General features: G+C 52.6%; 18 protein-coding genes. 17 read left to right on the top strand and 1 reads right to left on the bottom strand.

Annotation, left to right across the window (positions count from 1 at the left end; genetic code table 11):
- Positions 1-28 precede the first annotated feature (28 nt).
- A complete protein-coding gene (locus FD23_RS01150; RefSeq protein ID WP_052933599.1) occupies positions 29-562 on the bottom strand; it encodes a 3'-5' exonuclease in 534 nt (177 codons plus the stop codon).
- A 125-nt stretch (positions 563-687) separates the two neighbouring features.
- On the opposite strand from FD23_RS01150, the gene murB reads away from it, so the two are divergent.
- The 17 genes from murB to FD23_RS01065 all read left to right on the top strand — a co-directional run bounded on the left by murB (position 688) and on the right by FD23_RS01065 (position 16,077).
- Positions 688-1,581 (top strand): UDP-N-acetylmuramate dehydrogenase, encoded by an 894-nt coding sequence (gene murB, locus FD23_RS01145; RefSeq protein ID WP_025895269.1) that lies wholly within the window; start codon positions 688-690, stop codon positions 1,579-1,581.
- A gap of 40 nt (positions 1,582-1,621) precedes the next feature.
- A complete protein-coding gene (locus tag FD23_RS01140) occupies positions 1,622-2,710 on the top strand; it encodes an ABC transporter ATP-binding protein (protein ID WP_052933600.1) in 1,089 nt (362 codons plus the stop codon).
- A 2-nt stretch (positions 2,711-2,712) separates the two neighbouring features.
- Entirely contained in the window at positions 2,713-3,525 is an 813-nt protein-coding gene (locus FD23_RS01135) for an ABC transporter permease (RefSeq protein ID WP_025895271.1), read from the top strand.
- Positions 3,522-4,325 (top strand): ABC transporter permease, encoded by an 804-nt coding sequence (locus tag FD23_RS01130; protein ID WP_025895273.1) that lies wholly within the window; start codon positions 3,522-3,524, stop codon positions 4,323-4,325. Before FD23_RS01135 ends, FD23_RS01130 begins: the two co-directional genes overlap by 4 nt.
- Positions 4,322-5,404 (top strand): ABC transporter substrate-binding protein, encoded by a 1,083-nt coding sequence (locus FD23_RS01125; protein WP_052933595.1) that lies wholly within the window; start codon positions 4,322-4,324, stop codon positions 5,402-5,404. Before FD23_RS01130 ends, FD23_RS01125 begins: the two co-directional genes overlap by 4 nt.
- Positions 5,405-5,435: 31 nt before the next feature.
- Positions 5,436-6,275 carry a diadenylate cyclase CdaA gene (gene cdaA, locus FD23_RS01120; protein WP_025895275.1) on the top strand — a complete coding sequence of 280 codons (840 nt, stop codon included), beginning with the start codon at positions 5,436-5,438 and terminating at the stop codon, positions 6,273-6,275.
- Positions 6,275-7,225 (top strand): CdaR family protein, encoded by a 951-nt coding sequence (locus tag FD23_RS01115; RefSeq protein WP_002880005.1) that lies wholly within the window; start codon positions 6,275-6,277, stop codon positions 7,223-7,225. The genes cdaA and FD23_RS01115 overlap by 1 nt, the downstream gene beginning before the upstream one ends.
- A 23-nt stretch (positions 7,226-7,248) precedes the next feature.
- Entirely contained in the window at positions 7,249-8,601 is a 1,353-nt protein-coding gene (gene glmM / locus FD23_RS01110) for a phosphoglucosamine mutase (RefSeq protein ID WP_052933596.1), read from the top strand.
- Positions 8,602-8,725: 124 nt separating this feature from the next.
- Positions 8,726-9,538 carry a Cof-type HAD-IIB family hydrolase gene (locus tag FD23_RS01105; protein ID WP_025895278.1) on the top strand — a complete coding sequence of 271 codons (813 nt, stop codon included), beginning with the start codon at positions 8,726-8,728 and terminating at the stop codon, positions 9,536-9,538.
- Between the two features lie 50 nt (positions 9,539-9,588).
- Positions 9,589-10,596 carry a serine hydrolase domain-containing protein gene (locus FD23_RS01100; protein ID WP_230844804.1) on the top strand — a complete coding sequence of 336 codons (1,008 nt, stop codon included), beginning with the start codon at positions 9,589-9,591 and terminating at the stop codon, positions 10,594-10,596.
- Between the two features lie 44 nt (positions 10,597-10,640).
- Entirely contained in the window at positions 10,641-11,084 is a 444-nt protein-coding gene (locus FD23_RS01095; RefSeq protein ID WP_002880011.1) for a CopY/TcrY family copper transport repressor, read from the top strand.
- A complete protein-coding gene (locus FD23_RS01090) occupies positions 11,078-11,452 on the top strand; it encodes a cupredoxin domain-containing protein (RefSeq protein ID WP_003614790.1) in 375 nt (124 codons plus the stop codon). Before FD23_RS01095 ends, FD23_RS01090 begins: the two co-directional genes overlap by 7 nt.
- Positions 11,452-13,368, top strand: coding sequence for a copper-translocating P-type ATPase (locus tag FD23_RS01085; protein WP_052933597.1), 1,917 nt, complete (start codon positions 11,452-11,454; stop codon positions 13,366-13,368). The genes FD23_RS01090 and FD23_RS01085 overlap by 1 nt, the downstream gene beginning before the upstream one ends.
- A gap of 151 nt (positions 13,369-13,519) precedes the next feature.
- The gene (locus tag FD23_RS01080) at positions 13,520-13,906 is read left to right on the top strand and encodes a fluoride efflux transporter FluC (protein ID WP_025895282.1); all 387 of its coding nucleotides are present in this window, start codon (positions 13,520-13,522) and stop codon (positions 13,904-13,906) included.
- A 4-nt stretch (positions 13,907-13,910) separates the two neighbouring features.
- Positions 13,911-14,270 (top strand): fluoride efflux transporter CrcB, encoded by a 360-nt coding sequence (gene crcB / locus FD23_RS01075; RefSeq protein WP_025895284.1) that lies wholly within the window; start codon positions 13,911-13,913, stop codon positions 14,268-14,270.
- Positions 14,267-15,016 carry a hypothetical protein gene (locus FD23_RS01070; protein WP_025895287.1) on the top strand — a complete coding sequence of 250 codons (750 nt, stop codon included), beginning with the start codon at positions 14,267-14,269 and terminating at the stop codon, positions 15,014-15,016. The genes crcB and FD23_RS01070 overlap by 4 nt, the downstream gene beginning before the upstream one ends.
- A gap of 314 nt (positions 15,017-15,330) precedes the next feature.
- On the top strand, positions 15,331-16,077 hold the full coding sequence (locus tag FD23_RS01065; RefSeq protein ID WP_052933598.1) for a diguanylate cyclase domain-containing protein: 747 nt from the start codon (positions 15,331-15,333) through the stop codon (positions 16,075-16,077).
- The last annotated feature ends 254 nt before the right edge of the window (positions 16,078-16,331 follow it).

Below are 16,331 nucleotides of genomic sequence, written 5' to 3'. Positions count from 1 at the left end.
ATCAGCAGCAAGCTGATCCATTTTTTGCCTAGACTTGGTAGACAAACTTTTTCAAAAGCTCGCTGCCCCGCTTCTCCTCCTCTTTTAAGAGGATACCGGCGCAGGCTTCGCTGTCGCTTAAGGCATTGTGGTGGTGCCAAAGCTCCACGCCCAAAAGGTCAGAGACAGTGTTGAGCTGGTAGTTATCCAGGCCCGGCTCCAATTCCTGGCTGACCTTGAGGCTGTCTAAAACCAGGTAGTGGGGCTCGGCAATCCCGTAGCGGGCCAGGGACTGCTTCATTACATTGCAGTCAAAGCGGGCATTGTGGGCCGCCACCAGCATCCCCGGCTGAAAAAGGGGCTGGATCTTGGGCCAGACCTCGGCCATGGTCGGGGCTCCCGCCACGTCTTCAGCCGTAATGTCGTGGACCTTGACCTGCTGGGCGTCAAAAGCCATCTGGGGGTTGATGACCGTGTAAAAGCGGTCGATAATCTTGCTCTCCCGCACTAAAACCAAGGCCAAAGAGCAGGCGCTGGCCGGGTGCTGGTTGGCAGTTTCAAAGTCCATGGCGACGAAATTCATCATAAGCAAAAGCCTCCGTGTTGCGCGTAAGTCAAATTAAGCCAAGCAAACTTGGTCCAAGCTAGTATAACACAGCGTGAATGCGGTAAAATATCAAGAGGAAGATTTAGAGGAGGCAATTTTAATTGAAGCTGTATGACTTAAAAGCGCAAGGACTTAATTTGCAAGAAAACATTCCTTTGAGCCGCTATACTTTTACCCAAACCGGGGGACCGGCAGAATACCTGGCCTTCCCCAAGACTTTGGCAGAATTGAAAGAACTCTTGGCCGCGGCCAAGGAGGATCAGCTGCCAATTACGGTGATCGGCAACGCGTCCAACTTGATTATCCGGGACAAGGGGATCAAGGGCCTGGTGATCATTTTAAAGGAAATGAAAGAGATCAAGGTTGAAGATGACAAGGTCCACGCCCAAGCCGGGGCCAGAATCATCGATACTTCCTTCGCGGCTGGGGAAGCCGGCCTGTCCGGCCTGGAATTTGCCGCGGGCATCCCCGGCTCAGTCGGCGGGGCGGTCTTCATGAATGCCGGGGCTTACGGCGGTGAAACTAAAGACTGCCTGGAAAGCGCCACGGTCGTCACCAGAGACGGTGAGGTCAAGACCTACACGAACGCTGAGCTGCATTTTTCCTACCGGCATTCCCTTTTGCAGGAAAATGACGAGATCGTCATCGCGGCAACTTTTGCCTTAAAGGCTGGTGATAAGGCAACTATTTTGGACCAGATGAACTACTTGAACGCGCTCAGAAGCTACAAGCAGCCCCTGGAATACCCGTCCTGCGGTTCAGTCTTCAAGCGTCCGACCGGCCACTTTGTCGGCCCGATGCTCATCAAGGCCGGCCTGCAGGGCAAGCAGATCGGCGGGGCCCAGGTGTCAACCAAGCACGCAGGCTTTATTGTCAACAAGGGCGGGGCCACGGCAACCGACTACCTCAATTTGATCCACTATATCCAAAAGACGATCAAGGAAAAGGATGGTATTGCTTTGCAGACGGAAGTCCGCATAATTGGCGAAGAATAATGGCTTAGGATTAAGAGAAAAAGAAAAATGGGAACGGCAAATGGAAATTATTAAGTTAGATCACATCACAAAGCAGTATGATGATGGCTTTGTAGCCTTGAAGGACATCAACCTTGAGCTTGAGTCCGGCAAATTCTACTCTTTGCTGGGGCCATCAGGCTCGGGTAAAACAACGATTTTGCGGATCATTGCCGGCTTTACGGAAGCGTCAGCTGGCAAGGTTTATTTTGACGGTCAGGACATCACCAATCTTGACGCCTCAAAACGGCATATCAATACGGTTTTTCAGAATTACGCTCTTTTTCCGCACTTGAATGTCTATGAAAATGTTGCTTTTGCCTTGAAGCTGCGCCGGCGGCCGGAAAGCGAAATCCGGGAAAAGGTCAAGGATGCCCTCCACACCGTCCGCCTGGACGGCTACGCCAACCGGGAAATTTCCGAACTCTCCGGGGGCCAGCAGCAGCGGGTGGCGATCGCCCGGGCGATCATCAATGAACCTAAGGTGCTGCTTTTGGATGAATGCCTGTCAGCTTTGGACAAGCGCCTGCGAAAAGAAATGCAGTTTGAACTCCGGGCCATTCAGAAGAAGCTGGGCATCACCTTTATTTTTGTCACCCACGATCAGGAAGAAGCCCTGGCCATGAGTGACGAAATTTTCGTCTTAAACGACGGGGAGATCCAGCAGAGCGGGTCACCGGTAGACATTTACGATGAGCCGGTCAACGACTTCGTTGCTCGCTTTATCGGGGACTCCAACATTTTATCCGGCCGGATGATCCGGGACTTTGCCGTGGAATTTGCCGGCAAGGACTTTGAATGTGCCGACGCAGGGATCACCCCGGGGGAAAAAGTCGAAGTCGTTTTGCGGCCAGAAGATTTGGATATTACGGCTCCAGCTGCTGGCAAGCTCATGGTAACGGTGCAGAGCCAGCTTTTCATGGGCGACCACTTTAAAATCAAGGCCATCGGCCAGGACGGCTTTGAATGGCTGATTCATTCCACCAACGGGGTCCAGATCGGCCAGGAAGTCGGCATCTTCTTTGACCCGGAAGACATCCACGTCATGCGGCTGGGCGAAACCGAAGAAGAATTCGACGCCCGCCTGGAAACTTATGAAGGTGAGGACTAGCCATGAAAAAGAACCGGCTTTTATTTCTTTTGCCTTACCTGCTGTGGATCGGCCTCTTCGTCATTGCCCCCCTGGTCTTGATTCTGGGCTATTCACTGACTGATGCCCACAGTCATCTGACCCTGCAAAACTTCGCCGCCTTTTTCTCTGGCGGCACCTTTTTGCGGATGATGGCCAATTCCTTTTGGTATGCCCTCTTGATCACCTTTTTCTGCCTGCTGGTCTCTTATCCGGCAGCCCTGGCTTTGACCAGGCTGAAAAACCAGCAGTTCTGGCTGATGCTGATCATTTTGCCGACTTGGATCAACCTTTTGCTTAAGGCTTACGCCTTCATCGGGATTTTTTCCCGGAGCGGGATGGTCAACCAATTCCTGGGCCTCTTCGGCATCGGTCCGGTTGGGATCATGTTTACCGACTTCGCCTTTATTTTCGTGGCGACTTATATCGAAATTCCCTTCATGGTCATGCCCATCTACAACTCGCTGAAGGAAATTGACCCCGCTCTTTTAAGTGCCAGCTCAGACCTGGGGGCCAGCTTCTGGCAGACCTTCCGCTACGTGATCTGGCCCTTGTCCTGGCCAGGCGTTGAATCGGGCATCCAGGCTATCTTCATCCCGTCTCTGTCTCTCTTCATGTTGACCCGCTTGATCGGGGGCAACCGGGTGATCACTCTGGGGACGGCGGTTGAAGAGTATTTCTTGACAACGATGAACTGGAATATGGGGGCAACGATCGGGGTTATCCTGATCGCCTTGATGTTGATTGTAATGCTGCTGACTTCACGCAAGCAGCACAAGAAGGAAATTGAATTATGAAAAAGACCATTTGGGGCAGGGTATACTTTGGCCTGGTGCTGCTGATCCTCTACCTGCCGATTTTTTACCTGATCTACTTTTCTTTCTCCAGCGGCTCCAGCATGGACCACTTCCGCCATTTTACCTGGGAGCACTACCAGACCTTGTTTGCTGACAAGCGCCTTTTGGCTATCTTGCTGGAGACGATCATGCTGGCTCTTTTGTCCAGCCTGGCGGCAACCGTCCTGGGGACTTTTGGGGCCATTGCCATCCAGCGCAGTAAGGAGGCCTACCGCAAGATCCTGCTCTCTTTTAACAATATCTTGATCGTGTCGCCCGACGTTATTATCGGGGCCAGCTTCTTGATTCTTTTTACCGCCCTGGGCTTCAGCCTGGGTTTTGCCTCCGTCTTGCTCAGCCACATTGCCTTTTCAGTGCCGATCGTGGTCTTGATGGTCCTGCCTAAGCTGAAGGAAATGGACAACTCCCTGATCGACGCGGCCCAGGACCTGGGGGCTAACAATTACCAGGTCTTCAGCCAGGTCCTCCTGCCGGCCCTTACGCCGGGGATCCTGTCAGGCTTCTTCATGGCCCTGACTTACTCTTTGGACGACTTCGCGGTTACCTTCTTCGTGACCGGGAACGGCTTTACCACCTTGTCCGTTGAGATCTATTCCCGGGCCCGGCAGGGGATCGACCTGGAAGTGAATGCTTTAAGCACAATCATCTTCTTCTTTGTCCTCCTTTTGGTCGGGGTCTACTACTTCTTGACCAAGCGGCAGGGCAAGAAGGCTAATAAGCTGGGAGGGCTTCTGCGATGAAAAAAATCCTATCCGCGGCCCTGGCCATCCTTTTGGTCAGCTTGGGCCTTTACCTGGGCGCCCAGCAGCTGGACAGCTCCAGCGGCGGCTCTGCATCAAGTAAGAAAGACTTGATCATTTACAACTGGGGGGACTATATCGACCCGGATTTGATTACCAAGTTTGAAAAGCAGACGGGCTACCATGTCATCTATGAGACTTTTGACTCAAACGAAGCCATGTATACTAAGATCAAGCAGGGCGGGACAGCCTATGATTTAGCCGTGCCGTCGGATTACATGATCACCAAGCTGCGCCGGGACAATCTTTTGGACAAGATCGATACCAGCCGCTTGAGTAATTTTAAGTACATCGGCAAGGAATTTTTGCACAAGTCCTTTGATGAGAAAAACGAGTACTCAGTGCCTTACTTCTGGGGAACCCTGGGGATTGTCTACAACGACCGCTATGTCAAAAAGGGCGAGATCAAGAGCTGGAATGACCTCTGGAAGAAAAAGTACCAAGGGCAGATCCTGCTGGTTGACTCAGCACGCGATATCATGGGCATGTCCCTGGTTTCCATGGGCTACTCCATGAACGACACTAACTCTGCCCACCTTAAGGTCGCCAAGGCCAAGCTAGACAAGATCGGCAAGAACGTCAAGGCAATTGTGGCTGACGAGCTGAAGATGTACATGGTGCAAAATGAGGCCTGGATCGGGGTTACCTATTCCGGGGAAGCCGTGACGATGATGGACCAGGACTCCCACATCCATTACGTGGTGCCGGCCCAAGGGTCCAACTTGTGGTTTGACAATATCGTTATCCCGAAGACATGCAAGAACAAGGAAGCCGCTTATAAGTTCATCAACTTCATGCTAGAGCCCAAGAACGCGGCCCAAAACGCCGAATACATCGGCTACTCGACCCCGAATACCGCGGCGCAAAAGCTCCTGCCTAAGTCCGTCCGGGAAGACAAGCAGTTTTACCCGCCAATGTCGACGGTCAAGAATTTGGAAGTTTATCGGGATCTGCCAAGCAGCAAGGTGCAGGAATACAATGACCTCTTCCTGGAGTTCAAGATGTATGCCCGTAACTAGCTGACAGAAAATTTTAGAAAGAGAAAATTTCATGCAGTTTGATTTTGCAAATCTGTGGACCTGGCATACCTTGTCGGTGGTCCTGGACGTCTTGATCACCTGGTATTTCATCTACCACCTGACCCATTTGATCAAGGGGACCAAGGCTGTCCAGCTGGCCAACGGGATCATTTTGATCATGGTGGCCCGGGTCTTGGCCGGCTGGGCCCAGCTGACGACCGTTACTTTTATTTTGGACCAGATCGTTTCCTGGTCAGTCATCGGGATTATCGTCATCTTCCAGCCGGAAATCCGCCGGGGGCTGGAGCGCCTGGGCCGGGTCTCCCTGTTTTCTGATTCAGAAAACAGCAAGCGCGAGCAGCAGGAGAAGCTGGTCAAGGAGCTGGACAAGGCGATCCAATACATGTCCAAGCGCCGGATCGGGGCCTTGATTACTTTGGAACAAAAGACCGGTCTGGAAGAATACGTGGAAACCGGGATCAAGCTCGATGCCCTGGTTACCGGGGAATTGCTGATCAATATCTTCATCCCCAACACACCTTTGCACGACGGGGCGGTCATCATCAAGAACAACCGGGTCCAGGTGGCTTCCGCCTACCTGCCCCTGTCTGACAATGCCATGATTCCCAAGAGCCTGGGGACCAGACACCGGGCAGCCGTCGGGATCTCTGAAGTAACCGACGCCATCACCGTGGTCGTTTCTGAAGAAACGGGCGGGGTGACTATCACCAGAAACGGCCAGTTCATGGTTGACCTCAGTCAGCAGGAATACCTCAAGTACTTGCGGGCTGAACTGGTCACTGAAGAAAAGAAGAAGCAGCCATGGCCAATCCGCCTGGCCCGGGGCATCTGGAACAGGGGGGATAAATAATGCACAAATTGATTGAGCAAAAATGGTTCTACAAGCTTTTTTCCCTGCTCTTAGCCATCGTCTTGGTTGCCTTCGTTGACAACACCCAGGTTAATACCAACAACCAAACCAAGGTGCAAGAAACGGCAAGCACTGAGCAGAGCTTGAAGATGGCCTTGCAAGTGTCAGTGGACACTGACAAGTACTACGTCACCGGCTACCCATCCAAGGTCAAGGTGACTCTAGAAGGACCGAATGCCCTGGTTACTTCCGCCGTTAACACCCAGAACTTCCGGGTCTACATTGACTTGAGCAAGCTGGGGGTTGGCAGCCACCAGGTGCCAATTAAGGTTAGCGGCTTGCCCAGCCAGGTTTCCTACAAGCTGCCGCAGAAAAGCGTGAAAGTCAACATCCAAAAGCGAAAGTCCCGCACCTTGCCGGTCCAAATAGGTTATAATAAGAATGCTGTTGCTCAAGGCTATGACATCGGCACGCCGACAGTCAGCCCGGAGACGGTTGAAGTCACCGGGGCCCAGAGCGAAGTAAAAGCGATCGACCACGTGCAGGCCCAGCTAGTCGTGCCAAACGGCAGCACCGAGACAGTGCGGCGGAACGTTCTTCTAGCCGCATACGATGCCAAGGGCCACCAGCTCAACGTGGTGATCAGTCCGGCAACGGCCCGGGTAACCCTGCCTTTGTCGGTCTCTAAGAAGACGGTTAAACTGAAGCTGAATGCCAGCCATGGCTCAAGCAAGAAAGTTTACTCCTTGACTGTCAAAGAGGAAAAAGTTACCCTCTATGGGCAAAAGGAAGCCCTGAGAAAGATCAGTTCCCTTACTTTGGATGTTGATCTGACTGATATCAAGTCTTCGGTCACCAAGTCCTTCCGCTTGCCAGTTCCAAGCGGGGTTGCCTGGATTTCACCAGGCAGCGTGGACGTCCAGATCGAAGTCAGCGATTCGAACAACTAGAAAAAAGAAAGGTTCTTTGCAACATGCTTAAATATTTTGGTACTGACGGTGTCCGCGGTGAAGCGAACAAGGTTTTGACCCCAGAAATGGCCTTTAAACTGGGCCGGATGGGCGGCTACGTGCTGACCAAGGAAAAGGAAGACGGCGGCCAGGCTCGGGTTCTGGTTTCAAGAGACACCCGGATTTCTGGTGAAATGCTGGAACACGCCTTGATTTCAGGTCTTTTGTCAGTCGGCATTGAAGTTTTGGAATGCGGAGTCATGACCACACCTGGCCTGTCCTACCTGGTCCAGGCCCAAGGGGCAGATGCCGGCGTGCAGATTTCTGCTTCCCACAACCCGGTTGAAGACAACGGGATTAAGTTCTTCGGCAGCGATGGCTTGAAGCTGTCTGACGCCAAGGAAGAAGAAATCGAAGAACTGATCGACGCTAAGCAGGACATGCTGCCGCGGCCATCAGCAGAGGGCCTGGGCACGGTAACCGACTTCCGCGATGGCAGCAACAAGTACATCCAATTCTTGGAAAACACTATTCCGGAAGACTTGAGCGGGATCAAAGTCGTAATCGACGGGGCCAACGGGGCAGCCAGCTCCTTCATCTCCCGTTTGTTTGCCGACCTGGATGTTGACTTTACCACTATTTCAACCCACCCGAACGGGCTCAACATCAACGACCACTGCGGAGCTACCCACACTGCCCGCCTGCAAGAAGAAGTTGTCAAGCAAGGTGCCCAACTGGGCCTGGCCTTTGACGGGGATGCCGACCGCTGTATCGCGGTTGACGAAAACGGCAATGAAGTCGACGGCGACCACATCATGTACGTGATTGGCTCTTACCTGGCTGACCATGGCCGCTTGAAGAAGGACACGATCGTGACGACCGTCATGAGCAATCTGGGCTTCACCAAGGCTCTTGAGCGCCGGGGTATCAAGAATGTCCGCACCCAAGTCGGTGACCGCTACGTATCTGAAGAAATGCGGGCCAACGGCTACAGCCTGGGCGGGGAACAATCCGGCCACGTGATCATCAACGACTACCACAACACTGGTGACGGTATGCTGACCGGTATCCATCTGATGCTGGTCATGAAGAAGACTGGCAAGTCTTTAACTGAACTTTTGGCTGACTTCAAGGAATACCCGCAAGTTTTGGTCAACGTTCCAGTTAAGGACAAGAACAGCTGGAAGAATCACCAGGCAGTAGTTGACGCGATTGACTCCGTTGAAAAGGACATGGCTGGCGACGGCCGGGTCCTGGTCCGTCCTTCAGGTACCCAGGAGCTGCTCCGGGTTATGGCTGAAGGCCCGACCCAGGAAATCACCCAGGAATACGTTGACCGGATCGTCAAGGTCGTTACGACGGAAATGGGCGAATAAAAAAGCAAGTTAAAAAGCTGTAAAGCTGAGAAGAAGGAAAGTTCAAATTGAGCTTTCCTTTTTTGCGGAAAAAATTTTGCAATAATTAAGTAAGAACAGGCTTTGGACTACATAGGAGTAAAATATGGCGATTAAAATGCTGGCCATCGACTTAGATGGCACCCTGCTAACTGACAGCAAGACGATTCTGCCCGGGACCTACAAGGCCTTGCAGGAAGCGAAAGCAGCCGGGATCAAGATTGTGCTGACTTCTGGCAGGCCCTTGTCGGGCATCAAGGGCTACGCGGAAGAATTAGGCTTAAGCGGCAGTGAAGAGTACGCGATCCTCTTCAACGGGGCGGTAGTGCAGAACTTAGATGGCCGGGTCCTGATCAGTCATGATCTGGACTTTGGCGACTTCAACACCCTCCTGCACATGCAGCGGCTCAGCGACGTCAACCTGGACTTTGAAACTCCGGACCGTTTTTACACTTTGGACAAGAAGATTTCCATCCGCCTGCAGATTGACGGGGCAGAAACCAAGAACCAGCTCTGGATTCAAGACAGAAGCGACTTCAAGAAGGACTTTACCTTTGCCAAGGCAGTCTACCAGTGCGATGATCCGGACCAGGTCGACCGCCTCTGGAACCGGCTGCCGGACTGGTTCTTCCAGTCCTACGCAGTTGTCCGCAGCTGGCCGGAAGTCGTTGAAGTCGGGTCACTGGCCGCTTCAAAGGGCTACGCGGTTAGCGAATTGGCCTCAAGACTGGGCCTGTCGAACAGTGAAGTCATGATCTTCGGTGACCAGGGCAATGAACGGTCCATGTTTGAAATCACTGACTTCAAGCGGGTGGCCATGGGTAATGCCATCGACGAGATCAAGGACCTTGCTGACTACGTCACCGACACCAACGAGCGCGACGGGATCGCCAAGGCCCTGCGGAAATTAGTTTTATAAGCGAAGAGGACAGATCTGCGGATCTGCCTTTTTCTTTTTCAGGAGGAAAAATGACTACGGCAGAAATTGAAGAAAAAATCACCGGAATTTTTGAGGAGGCAATCCGGCAAAAGACCGTAAATGGCGTCTCTTATGCTTTGGTTGACCAGGGTAGGGTCAGCCGGCACTACCTGGGCCAGGCTGAGCCGGGGCAATTCTATGACCTGGCCTCCTTGACCAAGGTGGTGGGGACGGCCAGCGGGATTTTTAAGGAAATGGCTGCAGGGAAAATCAGCCTGAAGGACCGGGTGGGAGACTTTTTCCCGGCGGCTTGTTCAGCTGTTACAGTAAAGGACCTGCTCCTGCACACCAGCGGCCTGCCGGCGGACTTGGATGATGTCTGGCAATACCAAAGCCCGGGGGAAGTCTGGGAGGCGGTTTTAGCCACTAAGCCCCTTTTTTTACCTGGCCAGGAGTCAATATATTCCGACCTAAACTTCATTATCTTGGGCAAAATTTTAGAGCAGGTCAGCGGGCAGGACTTGAGCAGCTTTTTGCGGGAGGAGATTTTTGCCCCTTTGGGGATGCGGGAGACTGGTTTCTTGCTTAAGGGCAAAAGGGACAACTTTGTCAAAACAGAAATAACTAAGGAGAGAGGGCAGGTCTGGGGGAACGTCCATGACGAAACCGCCTGGCAAATGGGCGGATTGGCCGGCCATGCCGGTCTCTTTTCCACTCTAGATGACCTGGCCCGCTTCAGCTCCTTTTACCTAACGACAGCTAGTCCGCTTGTGGCTGGCCTGTTTGACTATGACTGCTTTGAGCGGACCCTGGCCTGGATCCGCTGGCAAAAGGGCTGCCGCTTTCTCTGGCATAGCGGCTTTACCGGTCCGGGATTAGGCCTGGACCTTGAAAATGGGCGCGCCCTGGTCATTTTGGCCAGCTCCGTTTACCCCAAGCGGGGCAACGAGGCCTGGATGCTGGCCCGCCGGCAGGCGGCCAAGACTTTTTTGGCGGCGGCTACCGGGAAGAAAAACAAGAATAGATTGTTGACAAATGTAAACTATGCTGTAAAATAGTCTTTGTAAAGGTTACAGATGTAAACGAGGAGAGGAGGAAGGAAATGAACGAAGATTGCCGGATTTCAGACGCGGAATGGCAGGTTATGCGGGTCGTCTGGACCCTGGGCCAGGCCAATAGCAGCGAGATTATTGAGCAATTAGCGGCAAAATGTGCCTGGAGCCCGTCAACGGTCAAGACCCTGCTGCGGCGCTTGGAAAAGAAGGACTTTTTACTGGTTGACCGGCAAGGTCACCGCTTCGTATACCGGGCGGCTAAAGATGAAAGCGAAGCGATGCAGGAGAGCTTGACGGCCGAGTTTGCCGCAATGTGCGATATGCACAAGGGGGAGATGCTCCTCCGGCTGCTGGATGACCTGCCTTTAAGCAGAAGCGACCTTGAAGCGATTGCCAAAAAGGCGGCTGAAAAGGCGAAGACGGCTCCGGAAAAAGTTGGTTGCAATTGTTTAAGTACTTGTGAGCATATGGAAGGTGAACGGGAATGTTAGTTAATGGATTAGTAATTTTGGCCGCGGCCGCTTTGATCGGCTTGATCATCTGGTGGTTTTTCGGCAATTTCCAAAAGAGCAGCCAGCAGGCGGATCTGGCCAATGGCCGCCAGGAAGGGCAGGTAGTCGTCAAGGGCGGCTATGAGCCGGAAGTGCTCTACTTAAAGCAGGGCGTGCCGGCAGAAGTAACTTTTAAGATGGAAGACAAGACGGCCTGCCTCAGCCATGTGGTCTTTTCTTCTTTAGGCGTTGACAAGGACCTAAGCAAGGAAAAGCTAGCCAAGGTCCAGATCCCGACCGACAAGGCCGGGGAGATCGACTATGCCTGCGGCATGGACATGTTTCATGGGAAGATTGTGGTTAGATAATGAAATTGACTAATTGGCGCCGCTTTTGGCTGTCCCTGTTTTTGGCCCTGCCCATGCTGGCCCAGATGTTGTTGATGATCTGGGGAATCATGCTGCCAGGGATCAAGACCTATTCGCTGATCGCCACCAGCTTGATCATGCTAATTGGGGCAGGACCTTACATTCAAAGCGCCTGGGCAGCTTTGAAACGCCACCAGGCCAACATGAACAGCCTAATCGCCATCGGCACCAGCGTGACTTATGTCTACAGTCTTTTTGCCTACTTCACTGGCCGGCCGGTCTACTTTGAAAGCGCGGCTTTTATCTTGATTTTTGTCTTGCTAGGGGATGCCCTGGAAGAAAAAATGCATGACCGGGCAGCAGCTTCTTTGAATAAGTTACTGGAACTCCAGGCCAGTGAAGCTGAGGTCAAGCGGGGAGAAGACTTTGTTAAGCTTCCCTTGGACCAAGTCAAGGCCGGCGACATAATCAAAGTGCGGCCGGGCGGCAAGGTGCCGGTTGACGGCCGGCTTGTATCCGGGCAAAGCAGCGTCAATGAAGCCATGGTGACTGGGGAGAGCATGCCAGTCGCGAAAAAGCCCGGTGACAGGGTGATCGGGGCAACCATCAACGGCAGCGGCAGCTTTTTGATGGTGGCTGAGCAGGTCGGGGAAGAGACCATGCTGGCCCAGATCGTCAAAGTGGTCAAGCAGGCCCAGAACTCCCGGGCCCCGATCCAAAAACTGACTGATAAGGTGGCTAACTACTTCGTGCCGGCGGTATTGATCGTCAGCATCCTGACCTTTGCTATTTGGGATGTCTTCAGTCCCGTGGGCCCGGTTAAAGCCATGCTCTACGCAGTTTCCGTCATCGTGATCGCCTGCCCGTGTGCCTTAGGTTTAGCTACCTCGACAGCTTTGATGGTGGCCAGCGGCCGCAGCGCTCGGATGGGGGTTTTGATCAAGGACGGGGAAATCCTGGAAGCAGCCGCGAAAATCAAGACTATTGTTTTTGACAAGACCGGGACGTTAACGGTCGGCCAGCCCCAGCTGGTGGATCAGGTGGGGGATAAAGCAAGCCTTAGCCTGGCGGCCAGTCTGGAAGCCAATTCAGAACACCCTTTGGCCCAGGCCATTGTGACCAGCGCTAAAAAAGGCGGCCAGCCTCTCTTGCCAGTCAGCGATTTTTCGGCTGAAGAAGGCAAGGGGGTAGAAGGCAAGGTAGCTGGTCACTTAGTTAAGGTGGGCCGGGCTGACTACGTCAGCGCCCCAGACGCTTGGCGCCAGCAGGCAGAAGGCTTGGCGGAAGCCGGCAAGACGGTGGCTTATGTCCAAAAAGATTCCGCCGTCATTGGCCTCTTGGCCCTGCAGGATGCTCCCCGCCCAGAAGCAAAGGCCGTCCTCAGCGAGCTTAAAAGCCGGGGGATCAAGACGGTCATGTTAACTGGCGACAACCAGCAGCTGGCGGAAAAAATCGGCCGCCAGCTGGGCATTGACCAGGCCGAAGCGGGACTTTTGCCCGGGGAAAAAGCTGACCGCTTGGCCAAATTGCAAGAAGCAGGGCCCGTGGCCTTTGTCGGCGACGGCATTAATGACGCGCCGGCCTTGTCACTAGCTGATGTTGGCATTGCCATGGGCAGCGGGACCGACGTGGCCAAGGAAGCCGGCGGCATCGTCTTGATGACTAGCGACTTGACCGGGGTTTTGCGGGCACTTGACTTGTCCAAGCAGACCTTCACGCGGATCAAGCTGAACCTTTTCTGGGCCTTGATCTACAATTTGATCGGGATTCCGGTCGCGGCCGGCCTCTTCTCCTTTATCGGGGTCAGCCTCAGCCCGGAACTGGCCGCTTTGGCCATGGCCTTCAGCTCCGTCTCAGTCTTGCTGTCATCATTAATGTTGAACTGGACTAAGATCGCCGGGGCGGGCAAAAACTGATAGAGCAATTATGAAATAATGGAATAAGGCTTTAAATAGAAGTGCCAGGCTGGTGCTTCTATTTTTTGTTTGCTTTTGAAGCGCTCTCTGATGTAATCTTATAATTAGTGCGTTAATTAACGATCTAGGAATAGACAAAGAGAGGTAAATAATGGATACAGTAAAAAATTATCTCAGCGTGGCTTTTTTTGCCTTTTGGGGCGGTCTGGCCCGCTATGGCTTAACGGAAGCACTTTCCTTTTACGGGACGGTGATTGCCAACCTTTTGGGCTGCTTCCTCCTGGCCTTCTTGACCTACTTTTTCCTGAGAACGTCTAATAGCCGAGCCTGGCTGACCACAGGCCTGGGGACGGGCTTCGTGGGAGCCTTTACGACTTTCTCCAGCTTCAAGATGGATGCCTTCAAGCTGCTGCTTGGCGGGCAAAATTTCGGAGCTTTGCTTTACTTTACCGGCACGATCGCGGCTGGCTTCCTCTTTGCCTGGGCGGGCAAGCAGGCGGCTAACTTCGCCGCGGGCAAACTTTTGGAAAGGGGGTAACAAGATGATTTTCGCGGTTGGATTCGGCGCCAGCCTGGGGTCTGTGGTCCGCTATGCTTTGACCAGTTATGGCAAGAAGCACTGGATGCAGGGGACCGCCTGTCCTCGGCCGACTCTTTTTATCAATCTGACAGGGGCCTTTTTCCTGGGCCTGGCCTTTGCCTTGCGGCTGCCGGCTATCGTCTATGCCTTCTTGGGCACCGGCGTCTTGGGCGGCTACACGACTTTTTCCACTTTGAACATGGAAATGGTCTCTTTGGCTGAAAACGGGCAAAAGCACGTCTTCAAGCGCTATTTGCTGGCCAGCTATTTGGGCGGGGCGATCCTTTTAACTTGCGGATATTATCTTGGAAGCCTGCTATGAAAAAAAGCCAACTGATTCTGCGCAAGAGCCTGTGCAGCCTGGCAGCCATAATTTCCCTGGTCGCTCTTTTGAGCAGCCCTGTCACCTTTAAAATGTATGAGGTCAAGGACTATGCGTCCAGTTTGATCGACACTTTTGCCAACCAAAGCGATGTCAGCGCCATGTCGATCGCGGCCAAAGCCGCGGTAGAATCGGGCCTGAAGCAGGACCTGGTTGACCAATTGCCAGACAAGGTGGAGATTAGCGAGTCCCATCTCAGCCTCTACCGGCTGGTTTCCCGCTACCGGCAAAACAAGCGCCTGCAGTCCAGCGATTTAAAGCTGCCAGCCAAGAACAAGGTCCAGCTTTTTATGGATGACTTGATCCTCTATTTGGTCAACAGTGAACTGAAGGTGCATGAAGGGGAATTGCAGCAGATTACGCAAATCTACCAGCTCTCCTTGTGGATCATCTGCGTCCTTTACTTGCTGGGCGTGGCCCTGCTCCTCTTCAACCGTTACTGGTCCTGGCTGCCTTTTGTGCTGGGAGCGGCCAGTGCCTTTGGCTTCCAGGTCTTTATTACCCATACCTTGACGGAAATGGTCCAAAAAGAAGTTTACTCCAAGATGCTGTTCACCTATTCTTGGGGCAGCTGGGCCGGCTTTCTTCTGGCCCTGGCCCTGGCCGGCTACCTTTTTTATCTGGATGTTTGCCGTTATCGGGCGAATGGAAAGGCTAATAAGAATAAAGAAGCGAATAATAATTAAAAAACTATGTTAAGAGTCAAGGCGGCTAGTCTTGGCTTTTTTCATGTTGGGAAAAGCCTCGCATTTTCTTATAGGAAAGCAGTCCCAGCTCGCTCTGTTATAACAACTAATGGGTTAACACCAACCTACCTCTGCAGCTTTAAATACAAATTAATTTATGCTTAAAGATTTTTGCCAGTTTGCAGGCAAACCGTGTTTATTAGGAGTGATTTTATGAAAAAAGAGCGAAGCAGGCTGAGCTGGCTAAAATCGCGCAGAGCGAAGCACCAATAGCACTTTATCAGTCAAAAAATAAGCAGATTAAAGTCATAGCCGTGTCTAAGGGCCTGTGTGAGCTCTATGGCTTGCCGGCGGCTGAGCTTAAACAGCTGCTGGATCAGGACCTGGAAGCAGACCGGGTCACCCTAATGGAAATCCATGGAGATGTGGCCAGAAGCACTCATAGCCGGCAGCGGCCTGGAGTCGCTGAATTCTCAGCCAAGCAGCAGGCAATCAGTCTTGCAAAGGCAACAGTTAGCTTAAGCAAGCTGGATTTGTTTAATGAGGACAGTTTGTTTTTGACCGATCCTCAATCAATCGCGGCATCTTTTCCGCAAATCGTGGCCTGCTATGGGGATGACTACCAGTTAAACAACGGTTTGCTGGCACCATTCTACGAAAGAGGGGAATTGAGAGGCCTGGTAGCTGTTGAAAACCTCAACCCGGCCTTGAACCTGGATTTTAATGACTTGATTGAACTGACGGCCGACTTCGTTGGAGCCAAGGTAACCGGCAAAAATTTGGAAGAGCAAAGAGATAATGATGTCTTGACCAAGCTGAATGACCGCCACCCTTACCTGGCCAAGCTGAACTTCTACCAGAAGTCCCAGACTTCAAGAACGGTGGGCGTGGCCTTCATGGACTTGAACGGCTTGAAAAAGGCCAATGATGAACTGGGTCATGATGCCGGGGATAAAATGCTGATTGCGTCCGGAAACTTGATCAGCCAGGCTTTTGGCCGCGACTATGTCTACCGGATCAGCGGGGAAGAAGTTCGTGGCTGTCTTGCCGGGAGCCAGTGAGGCAGAACTAAGAGCCAAGATGGAAGAAGTCAAGGACCGGCAAGGTCTGTGACTACCCAAGACATATCCTGGACACGGCCAAGCAGCTGGACCAAGCTTTAAATGAGCGGAAATCCGAGCTCTACGCGGCTGCTAAGCAAGATTAAGAAAGAGACGCCAAGGTGATGTGACCTCCAAAATTGGGACAATTTAGTATTACGCCGTTAAGGTTGTTAAAACATGATTCCGATATTCAATCGGGGTCATGTTTTTTC

The sequence above is a fragment of the Lactobacillus delbrueckii subsp. delbrueckii DSM 20074 = JCM 1012 genome (genome assembly GCF_001433875.1).
GTDB lineage: Bacteria > Bacillota > Bacilli > Lactobacillales > Lactobacillaceae > Lactobacillus > Lactobacillus delbrueckii.
The sequence above is the reverse complement of the archived record's forward strand: the minus strand, read 5'-3'. Positions and strand labels throughout refer to the sequence as shown.

Coding starts and splice junctions, on each gene's coding strand:
- FD23_RS01135 (WP_025895271.1), top strand. CDS start 2,713: ATGAAAAAGAACCGGCTTTTATTTCTTTTGCCTTACCTGCTGTGGATC.
- FD23_RS01095 (WP_002880011.1), top strand. CDS start 10,641: ATGAACGAAGATTGCCGGATTTCAGACGCGGAATGGCAGGTTATGCGG.
- cdaA (WP_025895275.1), top strand. CDS start 5,436: ATGCAGTTTGATTTTGCAAATCTGTGGACCTGGCATACCTTGTCGGTG.
- FD23_RS01100 (WP_230844804.1), top strand. CDS start 9,589: ATGACTACGGCAGAAATTGAAGAAAAAATCACCGGAATTTTTGAGGAG.
- FD23_RS01070 (WP_025895287.1), top strand. CDS start 14,267: ATGAAAAAAAGCCAACTGATTCTGCGCAAGAGCCTGTGCAGCCTGGCA.
- FD23_RS01125 (WP_052933595.1), top strand. CDS start 4,322: ATGAAAAAAATCCTATCCGCGGCCCTGGCCATCCTTTTGGTCAGCTTG.
- crcB (WP_025895284.1), top strand. CDS start 13,911: ATGATTTTCGCGGTTGGATTCGGCGCCAGCCTGGGGTCTGTGGTCCGC.
- FD23_RS01115 (WP_002880005.1), top strand. CDS start 6,275: ATGCACAAATTGATTGAGCAAAAATGGTTCTACAAGCTTTTTTCCCTG.
- FD23_RS01140 (WP_052933600.1), top strand. CDS start 1,622: ATGGAAATTATTAAGTTAGATCACATCACAAAGCAGTATGATGATGGC.
- FD23_RS01130 (WP_025895273.1), top strand. CDS start 3,522: ATGAAAAAGACCATTTGGGGCAGGGTATACTTTGGCCTGGTGCTGCTG.
- FD23_RS01150 (WP_052933599.1), bottom strand. CDS start 562: ATGAATTTCGTCGCCATGGACTTTGAAACTGCCAACCAGCACCCGGCC.
- glmM (WP_052933596.1), top strand. CDS start 7,249: ATGCTTAAATATTTTGGTACTGACGGTGTCCGCGGTGAAGCGAACAAG.
- FD23_RS01080 (WP_025895282.1), top strand. CDS start 13,520: ATGGATACAGTAAAAAATTATCTCAGCGTGGCTTTTTTTGCCTTTTGG.
- FD23_RS01105 (WP_025895278.1), top strand. CDS start 8,726: ATGGCGATTAAAATGCTGGCCATCGACTTAGATGGCACCCTGCTAACT.
- FD23_RS01090 (WP_003614790.1), top strand. CDS start 11,078: ATGTTAGTTAATGGATTAGTAATTTTGGCCGCGGCCGCTTTGATCGGC.
- FD23_RS01085 (WP_052933597.1), top strand. CDS start 11,452: ATGAAATTGACTAATTGGCGCCGCTTTTGGCTGTCCCTGTTTTTGGCC.